This window comes from Shewanella woodyi ATCC 51908 (assembly GCF_000019525.1).
In the GTDB taxonomy this organism is placed as follows: Bacteria; Pseudomonadota; Gammaproteobacteria; order Enterobacterales; family Shewanellaceae; genus Shewanella; species Shewanella woodyi.
Genome location: NC_010506.1, coordinates 4,284,681 through 4,303,076, shown reverse-complemented (window position 1 = coordinate 4,303,076; position 18,396 = coordinate 4,284,681). Strand labels below are relative to the sequence as shown.

Below are 18,396 nucleotides of genomic sequence, written 5' to 3'. Positions count from 1 at the left end.
TTTCTTATCCTATTAATGCTAGTGCGCAGACTTATCGAAAGTAGACGAATGCTCTTGTAGGTATTTCTGTACCAGCGCTTGAGTATCCTGATCCATGTTAACGAAAGCGATCATGCCTTGGAACATACCTGGCCAAGTGTTGGCATCGAAGTGTGCTTCGGCAGGTTGGGTGTGACATACACTACAGCTTGTGCTGTATGTTTCACGAGCATAGTCCCAAAGTGGCTGTAGATCGGTGACCAAGTAATCTTTGTCGGTCCAGATCTTAGCTTCAACACGTTGCCACTTAAGACCTGTTAATGGATCTTCTTTCTCTTCGAACACTTCCATTACACCCTCTTCAAGGGCGGCATCTTTACTTAGTTGAGCCGATAGGATGTTAAGACCGAAATCGAAGTAGATCACACGACCTGCACCAATCTTTTTGCGCCAGCCATCGATACCAATTTTAACGCGGTTGCCTTTAGTCTCTAACACCTTGACTTTAGTGGCGATATTTAGGGTTCCTGCCTCAACGTCTGTTTTCTCGTTGAAGTAAAGTGGTTTAGTTAATGCTGAGAAATAAGTTTGCTCGACCTGAGGAGCACTCTCACCTGAGCCAACTTGAGCGATAAGCTCTGGCGCACGTGATGTTCCCATATCTGGTAGCTTATGTGCGATCCCTTTGTGGCAATCGATACAGCTTTGATCTAGCTCTGCAGCGCGTTTCATCTGCTTTTGAGCCAGCTTAGACATGCTTTCCCACTTCATTGAGTCGTAGTTATGGCAGTTTTTACAAGCCAGAGAGTTGTCACGATCGAAGCGTTTCCACTCGCGGCTCGCCATCTCTAAGCGTTTCTCTTCAAACTTTTCTGGTGTATTGACTGTTTGTAACATCCAGCCCCATACGTCGTGAGATGCTTCCATCTTACGAGCAATTTTACGGCTCCAGTTGTGAGGAACATGGCAATCAGGACAGGTTGCACGAACACCTGAGTGATTAGACCAATGTACTGTTTCCTGCAGCTCCTTGTATGGCATGCTTTCCATACTGTGGCAGCTAATACAGAACTCTTCGGTGTTTGTCGCCTCTAAGGCTGTGTTAAATCCACCCCAGAAGATAATACCCATCAGGAAGGCAGATATACTGACCGAACCTAAGGTAAGAAATTTGGCAGGCTTGGTAAGTGTGCGCCAAATGTTGATGATCCACTTCATAACAGTATCCTTTAAATCTTAAATCTTAAATTTGTTTTTGTTCAGCCGCTTTGTGCTTACTTAGTGGCTGGCAACACCAGCGAAGGCCTGGATTATCCAGATGATTAAGCCATAAGCACCAATACCTGAGATGGTAAGGATTGGGAAAAGTAGAACAATAATGAAACCTAAGGCTTTCAATTCTTTAGATTTCACTTCAGCGGGTGTCTCTGTTGGTAGGTGATCTGCCATAACCGACTCTCTTAATGTGATCTTATCTTCGATTACACTAATATAAAGCATGTTTGTGAATAGGTATAATACGTTGAATGAATGATATTTATGAAAATATGAAAAAATATGAACGAATGAGCTCTACTCTATTAATCAGCTGGTTAACTTATTTTTAGCTTATCTTTGATAGCCATAGAGGTTTTTTTCATCAGTTATCTTAGCGAGTACGAACGATTTTATCCTAATGAGCAGGTCAATCTGCTTTTCAAGTAAATCACAATTTGCATGGCTTGTGCTTTGTGTCAGGAAAATATTACTGTAGAATCCGCCGCCAACAAAGGCTGTGTTGTCATTGCACTTTTTTCTTTTGGATTAGGGCGTTGATAAGGCATAAATGGTGGCTTAATGTCACTATGTATACCCAAGCTACCTCAAGATGCTCGGGTATAAAGCATGCAGGTCACGTTAAATACTCGCTAGTATTAAGTGGATCTCTCACCCGATTTATCGGGGCTCTCACCTGCCATAGCCTTCCAAACTCTAAGAGATCAAAAAAGGTATAATCATTATGCAGTCCCAACAGACTAGCCCTACACCAGAAGTATCTGCAATTCAATCATCAGGTTTACTCTCTTTTTTAGATCGCTTTTTTACGATCTCACAAAGGGGAAGCACACTTAAGCGTGAAGCCATTGCTGGCTTAACAACCTTTCTTGCTATGGTTTACTCGGTCATTGTTGTCCCTAATATGCTAGGTGCTGCGGGGTTTGATACCGGGGCGGTTTTCATCGCTACCTGTTTAATTGCCGCTTTTGGCTCCCTATTGATGGGGTTATGGGCAAACTTGCCTATGGCGATTGGTTGCGCTATCTCCCTCACCGCGTTTACAGCCTTTAGCATGGTATTGGGGCAGGGGATCTCTATTCCTGTCACTTTAGGTGCCATCTTCTTGATGGGTGTTGTATTCACCTTTGTGAGTGTCACCGGAATACGTCAGTGGGTGTTAACTAATTTACCTAAAGGTATTGCCCATGGTACAGGTATAGGTATTGGTCTGTTTTTACTTTTAATTGCAACAAATAGCGTACAGCTTATCGTGGCTAATGATGCAGGTCTGCCAGTTAAACTAGGCGATATTAATAGCCTTCCTGTTTTGGCTGCAATTATTGGGTTAGCTGCAACCATCGGTCTTGAGAAGCGTGGGGTACCAGGAGGGATCTTACTGGTGATTATTGCTCTTTCTCTGTTTGGCCTCTTTTTCGATCCTTCAGTGCAATATCAAGGCTTCTTTGCTTGGCCGAACTTAATGTCTGAACAGTCTTTAATTGGTCAGCTTGATATCATGGGGGCGTTAAATCCTGTGGTACTGCCAATTGTGTTAGCGCTGGTGATGACGGCAATCTTCGATGCAACGGGGACAATTCGTGCAGTTGCTGGTCAGGCTGAACTGCTTGATGAGAAAGATAATATTGTTGGTGGCGGTAAAGCGTTGACTTCTGACTCTGTGAGCAGCATCGTTGCTGGCGCCGTTGGTGGTGCCCCTGCGGCTGTTTATATTGAATCGGCAGCTGGAACCGCAGCTGGTGGCAAGACTGGATTAACGGCAACGATTGTTGGTGTGTTGTTTCTGCTGATGATGTTTTTGGCGCCACTTAGCTACTTGGTACCAGCTTATGCTACCGCGCCTGCTTTGATGTATGTCGGCCTTTTGATGTTAAGTAACGTAACTAAGCTTGATTTTAATGACAAGGTTGATGCCATGGCGGGACTTACCTGCGCCGTGTTTATCATTTTAAGCTGTAACATTGTCACGGGGATTATGCTTGGCTTCGTGACGCTAGTGATTGGTCGTATTTGCAGTGGTGAGTGGCGTCAGTTAAAGCCTGGTGTGGTTGCGATAACCTTAGGTCTAGTGGTCTTCTACATGGGAGGCTGGGCAATTTAGCCTTGCTTACACTGACTTGGTAAAAGGATAAATTGTGTGATGAGGTAAACTCGATGTTTGCCTCATCAATGGAGCTTTGCATTATACCATTTAGTATAAAGATGTAGTCACTCAGCGAGAACTTAGCGCTTTTAAGACAAGGAAGCGAGTGAAGGGCATAGTTGCTCTACGCTCAAGCTCGATGACGTAGTATTCAGAAGCGCTAAGACTCGCCTTTTAGGAGCGTTTTAGGCTGCCTACTTCTTCGTTGAATAACTTCCCAAGGGAGCACCATTACTTCAGTTATCCGCCTCGAACTAGTTTGCCTAAAACAGCTCTGAGCTGGCTACTTTCTTATACTAATTGGTATTAGTCTGAGTAGGCTCGCAACAGATCTTTCCATGTGATGATCCCAACAAGTTCCCCTTGCTCTAAAACAGGCAGTGAGCCTATTCCATGCTCAAGTAGTAACTTACTTGCACAATTGATGTTCTCTTTGGCTTCAATTGTGATGGGGTTACGAGCCATTACTTGGTGCGCACGTTTGAGCAGAGTATCACTATCACGCTCTGTCTCATTTATATTGCCGATATTCGGGCTTAATGCACGTAAAAAGTCTCGCTCAGAGAGTACCCCTTGCAGCTGATTATGTTCGACAACGAGCAGGTGATGGAAGGGGGCATTATCAAAGATCTCTTTAGCAACAGATAATCTATCATCCATATCTATGGTGACAACCCTGCTTGTCATTATTTCAGATACTTGTATATCCATAATGGCACTCCTGTTATCTATAAATCAATGAGTTAAAACTCACTCTTACATATTTATAACAGTTCTGGAGTGAGATTGATAAGTTATTTATGCGGAATTTATCAGGAGTGATGAAGGTAAAGATATTTTGAACAGACTGCCATTATCGATTGTCGAAGTTAGTTCTACCTCACCTTCAAGTACCTGAGTGACTAAGTTGTAGACGATATTCATGCCTAAGCCACTGCCTCCTTTGCCTCGCTTCGTCGTGAAGAAAGGGGAGAATATCTTCTCTTGTACATGCTCAGGCATACCACAACCATTGTCTTGGTAGATGATCTCGATGCCAGAATTTGAACATGTAACGGTTAAATTGAGTTCACCTGAGCGGCCATCAGGAAAGGCATGTACGATAGAGTTATTAATTAAGTTGCTGATAATTTGGTAGAAAGCACCTGGATTACTTTTTATTACTATGCTGTCTTTACATTGATAACTGTATTGATGAGCTGTTCTTGAGAGCATGGGATTAAGGGAGAGGAAAATCTCATCTAGATAGCTCTTAAGGTCAAACTCTCTGACATCTTCATGGGATTGGTCAACCGAGACTTTTTTGAAGCTTTGGATGAGTTTAGAAGCCCGCTCTAAGTTTGTTAAGATTAGCTTTGAACAGTCTGATACTTCTATTTGATAGTCTTCAAACTCTTCTTGAGATATCTCACCTTCATTATAGTGTTGATTAAATATCTCTACACTATTGTGTAGGTGAGATGCGGCGGTAACACTGATCCCAATCGGTGTATTTATCTCATGGGTTATACTGGCAACCAAACCACCTAGTGTGGCCATCTTCTCTTTATCGATAAGCTCACCTTGAGTGAACTTTAACTCCTCTAAGGTCTCGGTGAGTTCATCATTACTTTTTTGCAGTTCACTGGTACGGCTAAATACTCTCTTCTCTAAATCTTGGTTCAGGGTCCTTAGAGCGGTTTCAGTCTCTTTCTGAGATTGAATATTCTTAATTGTTCCAGCTAGTCTTGAGGGGCGAGCAAGCTGATCCCTAAGAATGACTTGTCCTCTATTTAAGACCCATAGCCAACCACCATCAGTGAGTTTTGAGCGATAGGTTAACTCAAATTTGTCTTTGCCTTTTTTCATGCAGGCATCGGTCTCTGTCATTATATTGGGTAGATCATCAGGGTGGACACACTGCTGCATTGTATCGTGCAGACGGAACTCTTTTTCTGGGTATTGGAGAAATACATTTGTGCGCACTATCTGTTTATCTACAATATTCCAATCCCAAAACTCATCTCCACTTCCCCACAAGGAGAGCTGTAGCCTCTGCTCACTTTGCTCTATCTCTTTTAACAGCAGGTTTTGTTCATTATATTTTTTGAGTTTCGAATAATACAATAGTGAAAATAGGGTGATAAAAGCCACGACGTAGAGAGTGATTGCCCACCAAGATAACCAAGGGGCTGCTAATACTTGAATATCCAGACGACGAATAGGGCTGTATTTGCCATCTATATCCTTTGCTCTGAGGAGGAAGGCGTAATTACCCGATGACAAACCTGTGAATTGAGCGGTTTGATCAGTATTGGCGACCAACCAACTGTCATGTAATCCTAGCATTTTATATTCATACACTAACCGTTTTGCTCTATGAAGCGCAGGTGTGAGGAACGACAGTGTAAAAATATCATGTTGGTAGGAGAGCTTTATCTTATCTTCTTGAGTAATTTTTACTTTTTGAGTCTCAGAGATACTGGATTGAGATCCGTTTAAGATAGTTAAGGTTTCGAGTAAAGGCTGTCTTGGTGGGGATAATTTTGGTAGTTGAGAGGTGAAAAAATGATTAAATCCGTTTATGCCACCAAGATAGATACGGTTATCGGTATCGATAAAGCCAGCACCGAAGTTAAACTCATTATCTTGTAAACCATCTATATAGGTAAAGTTTCTGATGCTCAAGTTATGAGTATTAAGCATACTAAGGCCTGATGCTGTCCCTATCCAGAGGTTTTTCTTGTTATCCATTAATGTTAGGTAGGCAACATTGCCAATTAATCCATTATCAGTACTGAATAGCTTAGTTTCATAACTTTTTGTATTAAATGAGAAGATCCCATTATTGGTACTTATCCATAAATTGTCACCACCTCCTTGGTGGATAGACATCAGGTGCTTATTTGGAATTGATGACTCGGTTTGGGTATTGAAGTGGGTAAATTTCCCTTGTTTGTCTAGTCTACTTAGTCCTTTGTCATAGGAGGTAAACCAAAAGTTTCCTTCACTATCTTGAACGAGATTGGTTATCTCGTTGCTTGATAGTGAGTTAGGATCATTTCTGTCGTGTTTATATTGAATAAATCCTTGCTCTTCATCTATATATCGTGCGACCCCTGAGTCTTTAGTTGAGATCCAAGCTCGACTTTCATCATCGAAATATAAGCTGTAAAGGTAGTTACTGGGCAGTCCATTGTGATTGCCTACCTGATATTGATAGCGAGTGTAACTTTGCTTGTCGGGGGAGAAGATAAACAAGCCTTTACCTCTAGTTCCTACCCAGAACCGTTTTTGTTCATCTTCCCTGATAAAGCTGATGAAAAGATCGGTTATTTGGATCCCTGCTACCTCAAATAGAGAGAAGCCTGTGATCTCTCTGTTTATGTCTTCATGGGCCTGAAAGAGGCCAGCTGCAGTACCAATCCAGAGTTGCTGTTGATGATCTCTGAAAATACTTCTGATATTGCTATTTTCAAGCGGGTGATCTTTAAAGTTACCGGTACTGATATGACCAAAACTTTCGGCCTCCAGATAAGTTTTATTCAGTCCTCCGCCACGGGTGCCGACCCAAAGTTGATGTTCGCTGTCTATAGCAAAGGAGGTCACATGTACACTATTGAGACTGTGTTTATCCTCTGCTGCACTGTCAAAATAGAGAAGCTTATTTGATTGGGGGGAATATCTGGCTAATCCTTTACCGTGAACTGCAATCCAGAGCTTACCAAATTTGTCTTTTTTAAGGTGAGTGACGGTGTCATTTTCGAGTTGTGATGCAGCGGTTATCGGTTTAAGTGCTCCTGTTTGAATATCAAATAGGTACAAACCTCTCTCTTTGGTTCCGATCCAAAGCGTATTACTTTTCCCAATTTCCAAGCTGCTTATACTGTCACCCAGCTCACTGTTTATTTGTGGGAAATTGATGATTTCATTATCAGGCTCGATTAGAGATAGCCCCTTATCAGAGACTAACCAGATTCGATCAAACTGATCGCCGAAGATTAAGTTTAATCGATTGCTGATAAGTCCTTTATTGTTTGGGGAGGAGAGAAAATGATGAAGGATCCTATTTTCGGTGGGAGAGTACTGAATTAAGCCATTATCATGGGTTGCTAGCCACAAGATGCCGCGGCTATCTTGGTACAAATCTATGATACCTGTATTAGAGAGGGGGCTGTTTGACTCATTAAAGGGGATAAAGGTATCAGTGTTTGCTTGATATAGATTTAGTCCATCACTTTTAGTGAGCAACCATAACTGTTTCTTTCTACCGAAGAAAAGCTTTTGGATGTGCTTCTCTGTAGGGCCTTTATGATCGCCCGCCTGATAGAGTTTAAAGTGCTTTCCGTCATAACGATTAAGCCCTGCTTGAGTGGCTATCCAAAGAAACCCCTGATCATCTGTCACTATGTCGTTGACAGTGTTCATCGACAGCCCTTGTTCCGCTTTATAGGCGTCGAAAATAGGCTGGTTTTCCATGGCAAAAAGAGGGCAGCCAATTAACCAAATTACACTTAAAATGAAAATTCTCATCCGGTAGCGTTAGTTTGCGTCTTATTAGTAGTTGTTAAGTCTTTAAGTTTAGAAGCAAATAGCAAAAGTGCGAGGAGTAATTATAGGAATAAAAAAAGAGTGGCACAGCCACTCTTTTTTAGTTTGAGGTCGTGGTGATCTTTAGAAGATCAGATGAGCCACACCCGCAATGATAGGTAAGGTTACTAAGGTCCTCAGAATAAAGACAACAAACAGCTCCAGTATATTGACGGGAATTTTACTGCCTATCAAAAGTGCACCGACTTCGCTCATGTAGATAAGCTGAGTAACAGACATGGCTGCGATGATAAATCGAGTCATATCTGACTCTATTGAACTTGCCAAGATAGAGGGCAGGAACATATCGGCAAAACCAACCACGATAGTCTTAGAAGCGGCTGTTGCTTCTGGTACCTGAAGTAGCTCTAGAAGCGGAATAAATGGCATACCAAGGTAGTCAAAAATAGGGGTATGTTCGGCAACGATGAGCGCCACAGTACCGATTGCCATGACGACTGGGATCACGCCAAACACCATATCAATGACGTTTTTCATACCATCTGTGAGTGTGTGCTTTATGCCGCCAGCTTTTGAAGCCTTATTTAACGCCTGCTCCACGCCCCATGATAAAACCCCTTTACCTGCTGGGATCACCTCATCATCAGGATGTCTTGGTGTGTCGTCAATATAGGTGTCTTTCTTCCAAGACAGCGGCGGCAGTTTAGGCACAATAATCGCAGCCATCAAACCGGCAAAACAGACGGTAAGGTAGAAGGGGACAAACATATGCTCTAATTTTACCTGAGAGATCACGACCAGAGAGAAGGTAATAGAGACAGCAGAGAAAGTTGTGCCAATAACAGCGGCTTCTCTTTGGGTATAGAAGCGAGCTTCATACTGTTTACTGGTCATCAAGATACCAACACTACCATCACCTAACCAAGATGCCATACAGTCGATGGCACTACGTCCTGGTAGATTGAAAACAGGGCGCATAATTTTAGTGAGTAAGGTACCAAATAGCTCGAGTAGGCCAAAGTTGAGCAGAAGAGGAAGCAGCATGCCTGCGAAAATAAATACACAAAATAGCACTGGAAGCAGATCATTGAGTACCAACGCACCCGTATCGCCAGAGCGGATAGCCTCGGGACCTACCTGCGCAAAAGTCAGTAGAATAAATATCGCACCTAAAACCCTAATGATAAGCCACATAGGTGTGACGTTTAGCAGCGAATTGAGAAAGCCATTTTGGGTGACAAATATTGGTTTGAGCAGCTTAGTGACCACTGTAGCGATCGCCGTAAAGCAGACTACGCCCGTCACGATAGCGGTTAACCAAGTTCCCAGAAGTGCCTGTAACCCTTTAGATACAATCGCAATTGGGATAGTAATTGCATCTTGATAACTGATAGGGGTCATAAATAGTAACAGGCCTATTAATGACGGAATAATAAATGTCAGTATGGTTTTAATGTTATGGTTTTGTTTTTCTGCCACTTTTTTTTACTCTAAATTATCGGTTCAGTACAATTCCAATAAGTTATCATCTTATTCGAAGTGAAATTATCACTGAATATCCATTCATGCTAAGGAGGGCAAGATTACCCCCTTCATTCCAGTATGTAAAACCTTATCTATTACTCCGGTGATTCTGCATACCGTAGAATAGTTATTGCATCTTTTTGATTAATTATATTGTAGCGCAGGAGGGGGATATTTAGCTATGAGGTTTTTGGTAAAATACTTGTTAAAACAGTGTGTTGGTTCTGTTTGTTGTGTGTGGTTGTTTTAGCGAGAGATGGCATAGTTATCTCTATGCCATCTGTATCATCCAGGCTGATACCGATGGCTATTAACTAGCCAAAGGTGTCTCGCATCCCTTTTGCCTTGTTTGCATTCTCTTTAAGCTCTAGCACCGAGGCTTCAACACTGTGAACAGCTTGTAGATTCTCGGCACTGGCTAGGCTGATTGAACTTATCACACTGTTGATTTCATGGATAACTTGTTTCTGTTGATCGGCTGCGACGGCATTTTGCTGTGCAAGAGAGTGAATAGTGCCGATGGCTTGGTAGATATTATCGACTTTTACTGCTGCATCCTGAGTCTGTGTTGCGCACTGCTCGGCTTGTACTCGGCTTTGATCCATCTGGCCCGCCCAGCTTGAAAGCATAGAGAACATCTTGTCGACACTTTTAGAGATCCGATTGGTCGACTCTTGAGTTCGGCTCGAGAGCACTCTGACTTCATCGGCAACGACAGAAAATCCGCGTCCCTGCTCTCCAGCTCTGGCAGCTTCTATCGCAGCATTGAGCGCCAAAAGATTGGTTTGTTCAGCAATGGCATCAATTTCACTCATCGCCGCTGCCACCTGTTCAGCTTCTTTATTCAGTTGATTGGCGTTGGCCGCAGCATCGCTGACCGCTTGAGTTAAGTCCACAATACTTTTGGTATTACTATGCATTGAGTCACGGCTATCTAAACAGAGGCGATAGGTTTCATCTATGCTGTTGGAGGTCGATTGGGTATTGTTAGCCACTTCGCCTATGGTCGAACTCATCTCCTCCATGGCACTGGCCATCTGTTCCACTTGCTGGCTCTCTTGGTTGAGTCCTGCGTGAGTTTGATTGGCGGCAACCACAAGTTGATCCGCTATCTCATCTATCTGTTCGGCGTTATCTTGTGAGCGGCCTAATATGCCTTGGATTTTGGCGCCTTGGAACATGATTTGAAAATCAAGTACAGATGAGGTGTCGCGGCCACAATAGACAAAGCGGCTAACGGAGTCATAATCCTGTTTCATCTGCATCAGCTTTTTAGGGACAATAAAAGCTTCATCGTAAAAAATAGCTAAATTGAGTCCCATCAGTAGGGCACCTGCGAGAATCACGCCCCAACCCCAAAACATGCCTGCGATAGCTAAGCCTGTAGTGGCACAAACAGCTGAAAGAATTCGCTTTTGAGTGAGCGACATAGGATCTTTTACCGCTTTACCACTGTTTAGCCGTTTGTAGATCTTAGCTGCCCGAGATGTAAGTTGAGATGATGCGGCAACCCGTACAGATTGATAACCTACTATCTGACCAGCTTCATAAAGAGGTGAAACAAAAGCATCAACCCAGTAGTAACTACCGTCTTTACAGCGATTTTTAACAACACCACGCCAAGATTGTCCCGCTTTGAGTTTCTCCCAGAGCTCTTTAAATGCAGCACTGGGCATCTCCCGATCTCTGACTATATTGTGGTTTTGACCGATAAGTTCGGATTCACTGTAGCCGGATATATCGATAAATTTTTGATTAGCGTAGGTGATCACCCCGCGTTTATCGGTGATCGATATGAGTTCATCATCTGGATTAAGTTTGATCTCTCTCCCGGATTGGGGGGTATTTGTTGGCTTCATCAATTTTCCCGTTCAAACAGCTAAATCTAAGTCAGATCAATTGTCGGTTTTGTGAATTGTATCACTTATGTGTTTGTTTTGTTGTCGCTTTAATATATTTAGATGGTTTCTTGTTTGCGTGAGCATCTTTTAGTGGAACCTGCTTTTATGTGTGCCTATTGCGATTGTTAATACTAGTTATGGCTTTTAGGTTGGTGGCTAAAACTGCTTTGCTTTACGACTTGTTTGTCGGTGAAATGGCTTATTTATCATGTTTTACTTTTTTGAAAATTGAATTGTTGATAATTGGCGCTAGACCTCGTTAAAAAAAACTGCTTCCATATATTGTATGGACTAGGTGAATAGTGAACTTAGGGAATATGGTAGATAAGAGTAAAAAACTGTCGAGCCTGGCTTTTAAATTTGGCGTGCTCGGGATAATCGGACTTTTTATCGGTACGGCTCTATCTGTTGCAGGCTATCAAGGTTATGACGGGAGCGGGTTCAATTTCTTGAACCATACCCTCAGTGAACTGGGGCATTATGGCCACTCTACAATGGCTGTTGTCGTCAATGGCGGGCTATTTTTTGGTAGTTTGAGTTTAATCCTATTCTCACTCTTTTCAATTCAATTAATTGATAATAAATTACTTTATCCTCTCTGTTTCTCTCTTGCTGCGACTTTCTTCTGTTTGGCGGCCGTTGGATTATTTCCCGTTAATGTCTATCACCTGCACACGGCGGCACTTCAGTATTTTTTCTATCTAGCGACCTGTAGTATCACTCTCTATTTCGTATACCTATTACGTCAGGGAGGGATGTTTTACTCTCGGTGGAATATGATTACCGGATTACTAACCTTGATTAGTTTTACTGTTTTTTTGCTATCTTCATACATCGATTTTGGCATTTTCGGCAGTGGGCGTCCTTTCTACCAAGAGATGGTGATGGAGCTGCCAAGGCCAGTGATATGGTGGCCAGCAGCGCTTGAGTGGCTCTGTTTATTACTGTTTATAGCTTGGTGTTGCGGCATGATCCGAAGTGTGAAAAATCGAGTGTAGTACTAATTAGAAACTCAATGATATTGTAAGGCTTTAGTCCTTTAAAACCTTAATTAAACTAATTTTATTTATATCTGCAGGTGGTTAAAGCCAGCTTGTTGATGCCAATAGCCATTACAGTGAGTGTCGTCAACTTGAACGCTTTGTGAGCCCAACTCAAAGAGTTTATCCGCTTTCTCTATGCAACTAACACTTGATGGGGACACCCTAAAGTAGCTGATCCCCATGTCACTCATCGAAGAGAGCTCTGAAGTTAGGTCGATACAGGCCGCAGATTGAGTCTGTATGCCGTTGAGCCTTAACAGAGGTTGAGACTCCTGAGTTTGAGCCAGTAACCCCTTAGGGTTCTCGATACAGATTGTTTGGCACTTATCTTTGACTAGGCCTTTCTGCCTTGCTGTAAAGCAGCGGGCGGATAGCGCAAGAGGCAAAAAACCATGGCCAAAGATCTCTATCTCAAACTCAGGTTTTTCGACAGAGACTACAGTATTAAGCCAATGCTTAGAGAGCTCAACTGGCATGACAAAGCGCTGCATTCCCCACTTATGAAGTGTCTTTAGGCTGGCTAAGTTGTAATTATTAATGGTTGGGCCGCAGATAAAGGGAAGTTTATTCTCCTTGGCGGCCTGAATAGCCCCCATGTCATTGGCTTCTATTATAAATTCGCCATTTTCTACCTGCTTTTTTAATTCGGTATATTCAGAGGGAGCTTCAAGCAGAGCAAGTGTTGATAGTACGACCTCCTTGCCTGAGTCCCTTAACATATGGGCCAAGTCCATATAGTCGCTGAATTTTAACTCACGACGGCGGCTACAGATGGTTTCCCCTAAGTAAACTAAGGGGATCTGACTTGCGGCTACCTGAGTGTAGAACTCAATAACTTTCTCTTTGGGCCAGCAATATAGAATAGGGCCGAGTGATGCTTTCATTGTCTTATCCTTTATTACTGCCATGTGCGCTCATAGGCGCCAAGGGTGGTCGTCTGTCCTTCGGATACTTTGGCTAATGCTCTATCCCATTCAACTTGAGTTTGAAAATTATCAGGATTATTTAGGTAGGTATCGATAGCGCGTCGCCACACCTGAGTCACCTGCTCGACATAGGCGGGACTACGCTGACGGCCCTCTATTTTTAAAGAGACCACATTTGCCTTAGCCAACTCGGGCAGTAAGCTTAGGGTGTTTAGACTGGTTGGCGACTCTAATAGATGGGTTGGAGTGCTGTTATGTTCTGTGGTGTAACGACCTTTGCAGACGACAGGGTAGCCCATCTGCTCATCGATACCTGATTTATCGATTAACACCTCATTGAGCCGAGTTAACCTGTTCTCTCCCTCCTCTTGCCAACGTACATGCTTTGCGGGTGAGCATGAACCACCAGTGTTTGGTGATTGTCCCGTTACATAAGATGACAGGTGACAACGGCCTTCGGCCATAATACACAGGCTGCCAAAAGCAAACACTTCAAGATCCACTGGAGTGACCTTACTTAGATCTCTCACCTGTTTCATCGACAGAACTCTGGGAAGTACCGCGCGCTGAATATTAAACTCCTCTTTATACAGCTTAAGAGCACCAAGGTTGGTAGCACTGGCTTGCACCGAGAGATGAAGAGGGAGATGAGGATAATGGCTGTGGGCATAATCTAATAACGACAGATCAGCGATGATGAGTGCATCTACGCCTGTATTTGCGGCAATATCGACCGCCTCATACCAACGCTTTTCCTCTCCAGGTTTAGGGAAGGTATTGATGGTCAGGAAGATCTTTTTACCCTGCTGCTTAGTATACTGGGCGGCTTCTTGTAGCTTTTTTGGGGTAAAGTTAAGTCCTGCGAATGAGCGTGCATTTGTGTCATTCTTTAGTCCTAAGTAGACGGCATCTGCACCTGCGTTCAGGGCGGTTTTTAGTGATGCCAAATTACCTGCTGGGCACAGCAGTTCCATATTCTTGCTCCGAGATACTCCCAAAAATTGAATTTGGAGTTTAAAAGGGATTGGCTGTCGATTACTTGATATAAAACAGGTTTGTGATCATAAAATCTGGTTAAACTCTTTTTCTTTTTAACTCTCCTGTTATAGGAGGAGATTGGTTGCCTGTATTAAGGAGTGAGATCAAGATGCAAACACCTTTTTTGAACAGCATGGCTAAGCAGCTGCTGGAGTTTGGGCCTAAATTGGCTCGCCGTCCCTTAGGTTTGGTACCTTTTCGGCTTAAAGCGGAAATTTTAGAGCGACTATTAGGCTTGCTACTTGCCCAACAGGCCAGTGATGAGGAGTTAGATTTCCTCAAGGGTAACTGGGTTGCTATCGATATTCTTGATCTGGGATTAAGGTTTGAGGTTAGTTTTGACTCACGCTGGTTAGTGCGTGAGCCCGAAGCGGCAGCGGTGACCTTTTCTGGTCAATCAAAAGAGCTGCTTTTGGTGGCTGCAGGTAAAGAAGATCCTGATACCTTATTCTTTCAACGTAAGCTGTCAATCGAAGGGGATACAGAGTTAGGCCTTGAAGTGAAAAACTTACTCTTGAGTATCGAGTTTGACACTATGCCTTCTCCCCTTAGACACAGTATTGAAAAACTAGCGATGGTGATTTTGCAACTGCAGCTTAAAGCAAGCCCTGAGCTAGCATAATGAGCGATCAAATCTTTATACTGATTGGTATTAAGTGGAGCTGATGAGCTCCACTGCTTATCCTTAAATTCCCTTCGATTTAACTGCTACGCTTAAGGTGGGTATTCACTTAGGTAAACTTAAGAGCAGCTCGATCTGAAGGGACATTAATGATGAACAACTTGCTGGTTGTCGAAGACAATAAGGCGATAGCTTCCGTTATTGAGCATATCGGTGGCTCGCTAGGTTACCGGGTTACCATCGCATACTCCTTTGCCGAGCTAAAAAGCTTGCTGGTGAGTCACCATGATTTTTTTGCCGCAACGGTGGATTACAGCTTACCTGATGCGGTCGATGGCCAGGCGATTTTCCATGTACTTGAGCACAATATTCCCTGCATCGTGATGACTGGAAAGATGAATAACACCATTCATCAGAAGCTACTTAGTCTACCTATTGTTGATTATCTAACAAAAGAGAATTCACAGGCCTACCACTATCTACTGAGAGTACTTCATGGGCAGCTAACAAACCATGAGATAGGTGTGTTAGTTGTCGATGACTCACTGTCGGTGAGAAGTTATGTCTGTAACCTATTAAGTCGAAGAAACTTCACGCTTTATGATGTGCCTGATGGTACTAAGGCGCTGAATGCTTTGGCGATGCATCCTGAGATAAAGCTGATCATTACTGATCAAGAGATGCCAGGCATGAATGGCATAGAGCTGGTGCAGGCGGTGAGAAAACAGTTTGCCGATAGAGAGCTGGTGATAGTGGGCTATTCAGGTATCGATAAACCCTATCAATCAGCACGTTTTATAAAAAGTGGTGCAGATGATTATCTACAGAAGCCTTTTTGTCCTGAAGAGTTCTATTGCCGCGTATTTAAAAACGTCGAAAAATTGCAATATATCGAAGAGATAAAGATGGCTGCCGATATGGACTATCTGACTTCGTTATCCAATCGTCGTCATTTTATCGAGCAGTTGACTGAGCACTTCGATGAACTACTCGTCAATAATCTTGAGCACCTGTTAATTTTTATTCATGTGGATGACTTTAAAGGGATAAATGAGTCTTTTGGTCACAGTGGCGGTGACAAGATATTAGTAGAGCTTGCTGAGTTGTTGAAAAAAAGCATTGAGCCTCCCTACCGTGCAAGGTTTGGTGGTGCGGAGTTTTGCTGTTTAATCTCAGGTTCAAGTTTGGTGAAAAATAGAGAGCAGGTAGAGAAACTAACACAGGCTGCTAGCGCACTTTCATTCACTCTTAAAGAGCGTGAAATGTGTTTTAAAATCAGCGTCGGTGGAGCACAGATGTGCGACAAATCAACGGTTAAAACGTTACTGTCACAAGCCGACACGGCATTTCAAAAAGCGTTATCACAGGGAGGAAACAGCACTGTTATTCATGAAGTGCAAGAGGGGGAGAAAGAAAAAAGTAGAGGTAGTTAAGCGGGCTAAAGAAGGAAACCCACTTATTATGCCATTCAGTATTTTAGCTTACAGGTTTACCTGTGATCAGGTGATACTTCACTAAGAGTTCATCGTCTGACTCGTTATGATCTGGATCCGGGTCGATACAATCGATAGGGCATACAGAGATACAGGTAGGTTTATCATAGTGACCGACACATTCAGTGCAGAGCTCAGGGTCAATCTCATAGATCTCCTCGCCCATAGTGATCGCCTGATTTGGACATTCAGGTTCACACATATCACAGTTAATACAGCTATCGTCGATTAATAAAGCCATTGTCTATCTACTCGTTTATGTACTTTAATGACCCTAATATCATCATTAGGGTCAGAGGAGGCTTTTACCTTTTTCGCTTATGCTTGAGCGTGAGGATTACGGGTATCTTGACCTTGGGGCAAGTTACGCAGCAAAACGGCTTTATCTGTTTCAACGCCCTCTGGTAGACTCAAGAACACGAAATGACCTGAACCTAACCCAGCCTCAACAGATTCACCTTTACGGTTAAACAGCTCCTCAACCTTGATGGTCAGGTTGCCTTGCGGGGTCATCACCTCAACACTGTCCCCGACACTGAATTTATTTTTTACATCGATCTCAGCCATGCCGATGGTGTTACGTTTACCTGTAAACTCACCCACAAACTGCTGGGTATCACTGATAGAGTAGCCGTAATCATAGTTCTGATACTCATCATGCACATGACGACGTAGGAAGCCCTCGGTATAGCCTCTGTGAGCTAAGCCTTCAAGGTTATGCATCAAGGTACGGTCGAAATCTTTACCTGAAACGGCATCTTCAATTGCTTGACGATAAAGTTGTGCGGTACGAGCGACATAATAGAATGACTTAGTACGTCCTTCGATTTTCAGCGAGTCTATGCCCATTTTACTTAAGCGTTCGACATGCTGAATGGCACGAAGATCTTTGGAGTTCATGATGTAAGTACCATGCTCATCTTCAAAGGCTGGCATATATTCGCCAGGGCGACCAGCTTCTTGAAGTAACACGATATCGCTGCTTGGTTGACCCGCACCTAAGGTTGGTGTTTGGATCTGAACATCTGGCTGTACAGCAATGATGTCGCCTGAATCGGTTTCAGTTGCCTCATGGGCATCATATTTCCAGCGACAAGCATTAGTACAGGTGCCTTGGTTAGGATCTCGCTTGTTGATATAGCCTGACAGCAGACAGCGACCAGAATACGCCATGCAGAGTGCGCCATGTACGAACACTTCAAGTTCAATATCTGGGCAGCGTTGACGGATCTCCTCAATCTCATCGAGAGAGAGCTCACGGGATAAGATAACGCGCTTGATCCCCTGTTGTTGCCAAAACTTCACCGATGCCCAGTTGATCGCATTGGCTTGGACTGAGAGGTGGATCACTTGATCGGGAAACGCTTCTCTAGCCATCATAATAAGACCAGGATCTGACATGATAATCGCATCTGGATTCATGTCGACAACAGGGGCCATATCTTTAATGTATGTCTTAAGCTTGGTGTTATGTGGTGCGATATTACTGACCACATACAGTTTCTTACCAAGATCATGAGCTTCTTGGATACCTGTGGCTAGGTTTTCCATCTTAAAGTCATTATTTCTTACCCTAAGGCTGTATCTAGGTTGGCCTGCATAGACAGCATCAGCACCATAGGCAAAGGCATAACGCATATTTTTCAGTGTCCCTGCAGGAGACAACAGCTCAGGTTTAAACATAATTACTCTCAGTTAGCGAATATTTGGGTGATAAGCGGGCGGGCATTTTACTTAATGTTTGTATGGTTATCAAATTTTGCCCAAGAAACTTCCACACCCCTTATTATATCAAGTTTTTACCAAGAGGAGGGGGATGAAAATTTTAATGAAAGAATGATTTTTACTCCCTAAAAATCCTAAAGTTAGCTAGAATCTAAACAAGCCGTTAACTTAAATGGTGCTTATTATATTATGGCTTA

General features: G+C 43.1%; 14 protein-coding genes. 4 read left to right on the top strand and 10 right to left on the bottom strand.

The window, feature by feature from the left end:
* Positions 1-18: 18 nt before the first annotated feature.
* Positions 19-1,197 (bottom strand): pentaheme c-type cytochrome TorC, encoded by a 1,179-nt coding sequence (torC, locus tag SWOO_RS18155; RefSeq protein ID WP_012326122.1) that lies wholly within the window; start codon positions 1,195-1,197, stop codon positions 19-21.
* Between the two features lie 60 nt (positions 1,198-1,257).
* Positions 1,258-1,428 carry a trimethylamine N-oxide reductase system protein TorE gene (gene torE / locus SWOO_RS18150; protein WP_041417776.1) on the bottom strand — a complete coding sequence of 57 codons (171 nt, stop codon included), beginning with the start codon at positions 1,426-1,428 and terminating at the stop codon, positions 1,258-1,260.
* Positions 1,429-1,978: 550 nt separating this feature from the next.
* On the opposite strand from torE, the gene SWOO_RS18145 reads away from it, so the two are divergent.
* Positions 1,979-3,355, top strand: coding sequence for an NCS2 family permease (locus SWOO_RS18145; RefSeq protein WP_012326120.1), 1,377 nt, complete (start codon positions 1,979-1,981; stop codon positions 3,353-3,355).
* Between the two features lie 348 nt (positions 3,356-3,703).
* Here SWOO_RS18145 and SWOO_RS18140 read toward each other — a convergent pair whose 3' ends face one another.
* The 4 genes from SWOO_RS18140 to SWOO_RS18125 all read right to left on the bottom strand — a co-directional run bounded on the left by SWOO_RS18140 (position 3,704) and on the right by SWOO_RS18125 (position 11,310).
* Positions 3,704-4,108 carry a CBS domain-containing protein gene (locus SWOO_RS18140; RefSeq protein ID WP_012326119.1) on the bottom strand — a complete coding sequence of 135 codons (405 nt, stop codon included), beginning with the start codon at positions 4,106-4,108 and terminating at the stop codon, positions 3,704-3,706.
* An 87-nt stretch (positions 4,109-4,195) separates the two neighbouring features.
* The gene (locus SWOO_RS18135) at positions 4,196-7,909 is read right to left on the bottom strand and encodes a two-component regulator propeller domain-containing protein (protein WP_012326118.1); all 3,714 of its coding nucleotides are present in this window, start codon (positions 7,907-7,909) and stop codon (positions 4,196-4,198) included.
* A gap of 141 nt (positions 7,910-8,050) precedes the next feature.
* Positions 8,051-9,406 (bottom strand): YjiH family protein, encoded by a 1,356-nt coding sequence (locus SWOO_RS18130; RefSeq protein ID WP_012326117.1) that lies wholly within the window; start codon positions 9,404-9,406, stop codon positions 8,051-8,053.
* Positions 9,407-9,765: 359 nt separating this feature from the next.
* A complete protein-coding gene (locus SWOO_RS18125) occupies positions 9,766-11,310 on the bottom strand; it encodes a methyl-accepting chemotaxis protein (protein ID WP_012326116.1) in 1,545 nt (514 codons plus the stop codon).
* A gap of 344 nt (positions 11,311-11,654) precedes the next feature.
* On the opposite strand from SWOO_RS18125, the gene SWOO_RS18120 reads away from it, so the two are divergent.
* Entirely contained in the window at positions 11,655-12,350 is a 696-nt protein-coding gene (locus SWOO_RS18120) for a DUF998 domain-containing protein (RefSeq protein ID WP_229377251.1), read from the top strand.
* 68 nt (positions 12,351-12,418) lie between these two features.
* Here SWOO_RS18120 and SWOO_RS18115 read toward each other — a convergent pair whose 3' ends face one another.
* Positions 12,419-13,279, bottom strand: coding sequence for a U32 family peptidase (locus tag SWOO_RS18115; RefSeq protein WP_012326114.1), 861 nt, complete (start codon positions 13,277-13,279; stop codon positions 12,419-12,421).
* 14 nt (positions 13,280-13,293) lie between these two features.
* Positions 13,294-14,295: a ubiquinone anaerobic biosynthesis protein UbiU gene (ubiU, locus tag SWOO_RS18110; RefSeq protein ID WP_012326113.1), complete on the bottom strand. Its 1,002-nt coding sequence runs from the start codon at positions 14,293-14,295 to the stop codon at positions 13,294-13,296.
* Between the two features lie 173 nt (positions 14,296-14,468).
* Here ubiU and ubiT point away from each other — a divergent pair, with 173 nt between their 5' ends.
* A complete protein-coding gene (ubiT, locus tag SWOO_RS18105) occupies positions 14,469-14,981 on the top strand; it encodes a ubiquinone anaerobic biosynthesis accessory factor UbiT (RefSeq protein WP_012326112.1) in 513 nt (170 codons plus the stop codon).
* Positions 14,982-15,130: 149 nt separating this feature from the next.
* A complete protein-coding gene (locus SWOO_RS18100; protein WP_012326111.1) occupies positions 15,131-16,414 on the top strand; it encodes a GGDEF domain-containing response regulator in 1,284 nt (427 codons plus the stop codon).
* 43 nt (positions 16,415-16,457) lie between these two features.
* Here SWOO_RS18100 and SWOO_RS18095 read toward each other — a convergent pair whose 3' ends face one another.
* Positions 16,458-16,715, bottom strand: coding sequence for a YfhL family 4Fe-4S dicluster ferredoxin (locus tag SWOO_RS18095; RefSeq protein WP_012326110.1), 258 nt, complete (start codon positions 16,713-16,715; stop codon positions 16,458-16,460).
* A 77-nt stretch (positions 16,716-16,792) separates the two neighbouring features.
* Positions 16,793-18,157: a prephenate-dependent tRNA uridine(34) hydroxylase TrhP gene (gene trhP / locus SWOO_RS18090; RefSeq protein WP_012326109.1), complete on the bottom strand. Its 1,365-nt coding sequence runs from the start codon at positions 18,155-18,157 to the stop codon at positions 16,793-16,795.
* Positions 18,158-18,396 lie beyond the last annotated feature (239 nt).